Below are 1766 nucleotides of genomic sequence, written 5' to 3'. Positions count from 1 at the left end.
TATCCTTTCTCTGCGCTGTGCTTATCTCAATGGTCAACTTTCCACTTGATATATGTGCAAAACTGAGATGCACCCCCGAGGAAGATGTGGTGCTGATGGAGCGAATTGCTCAAAAAACCTGGCTAGCCGTGGAGCGAGCGCGGGCAGAAGAAGAATTGCGCGAAAGTGAAGCTCATCTGCAACTGGCAGTAAAAATCGGACGAATGGGAACTTGGGACTGGGAGATGCAGACAGGTGCAATGCTTTGGTCAGAAGGACACTTCACCGTCCTGGGTCTACAACCAAACGAATACGAACCGGGCTATGAAGTTTGGGCAAGTCGGGTTCATCCTGATGACCTAGCAGAAGCTGAGGCAACACTTCAGCAAGCCATAGCTGACAAGAAGGATTATCACCATGAATATCGCCTGCGTTGGTTAGATGGCTCCATTCACTGGGTCGAAGCGAGAGGACACTTTACTTATGATGCACAGGAACATCCCAAGCACTCGATCGGAGTTGTCATTGATATCACACAGCGCAAGCAAGCCGAACAGGAACGGGAACAACTACTAGAGCGCGAACGCATTGCCCGTTCAGAGGCAGAAGCGGCACAGCACCAATTGGCCACTATTTTTAATACATCTCCGATTGGACTTGCCCTGTTAGATGAAAAGCAGCGATTTATTGCCATCAACGAAGCATTAGCAGAAATTAATGGATTAACCCGCGAGCAACACTTAGGACATTCCATTTCAGAACTTTTCGGTCAATCCGATCCAAAATTAGTTGAAGTCTTTCATCAGATCTACACCACAGGAAATCCCTTTATTTCACCAAACTTTGCGGTGAATTTTCCCGGACGCGGCGATCGCCGTCCCGGTTACTACAACGTTTACTATCTTCCGACTCTGAACTCAAATAGTCAGGTAGAAGGCGTTCTAGTCTATGTGGTAGATGTGACTGAGCGCGTCAGGCTAGAGCTTGCCCAACGTTTTCTGTCTGAGGCAAGTGCAGTGCTGGCATCCTCACTCGATTATCAAACGACTCTAGAGAGAGTCGCGCAGCTTACGGTGCCCCAATTAGCGGACTGGTGTACGGTTCACATGATAGAAGAGGATGGTGCGATCGAGCAGATTGCGGTGGCTCACATTGAGCCTGCCAAACTCGAATGGGCATATCAGATTAGAGACAAGTATCCACTAAACCCGGATGACCCTCGCGCTGCTGCATACACATTGCGAACTGGACAATCTGACTTGCTGCCGGAGATTCCCGATGAGTTGCTGGTACTCTCAGCGCGTGACGCAGAACATTTAGAGATTCTGCGGCAGGTTGGATTGAGATCTGTAATGACGGTGCCACTACGAACTCAGGCACGAATTCTAGGGGTCATCTCCTTTATAGGTGCCGAATCTGAACGACAGTACACCCTGGCAGATTTGCAACAGGCAGAGGAACTGGCTCGTCGTGCTTCCTTGGCGATCGACAATGCTCGCTTGTACCGGGTGGCTCAACGCGATCGCGCCAAAGCAGAAGCCGCTAACCGGATTAAAGACGAATTCTTGGCGGTGTTGTCTCACGAGTTGCGCTCGCCCCTCAATCCGATTCTGGGCTGGACAAAATTGCTGCGAACTGGGCGATTAGATGGTACAAAAACGCAGCAAGCGCTGGAAACGATCGAACGCAACGCCAAGCTGCAAGCGCAACTAATTGAGGACTTGTTGGATGTCTCGCGCATTCTGCAAGGAAAAATGACGTTAAACGTCGCTCCTGTGAATCTAGCG

Annotated in this window: 1 protein-coding gene; it reads left to right on the top strand. The window is 50.1% G+C overall.

Features of this window, described 5'->3' with window-relative positions:
* Positions 1 to 29 precede the first annotated feature (29 nt).
* On the top strand, positions 30 to 1766 hold a 1737-nt coding region (locus tag QUA47_RS30760; protein ID WP_333433618.1), incomplete at its 3' end, for a PAS domain S-box protein.

This window comes from Microcoleus sp. MON2_D5, from assembly GCF_036701905.1.
Lineage (GTDB): Bacteria > Cyanobacteriota > Cyanobacteriia > Cyanobacteriales > Microcoleaceae > Microcoleus.
Note: the sequence above shows the minus strand (reverse complement) of the source record. Positions and strands in the feature narration are given on the sequence as shown.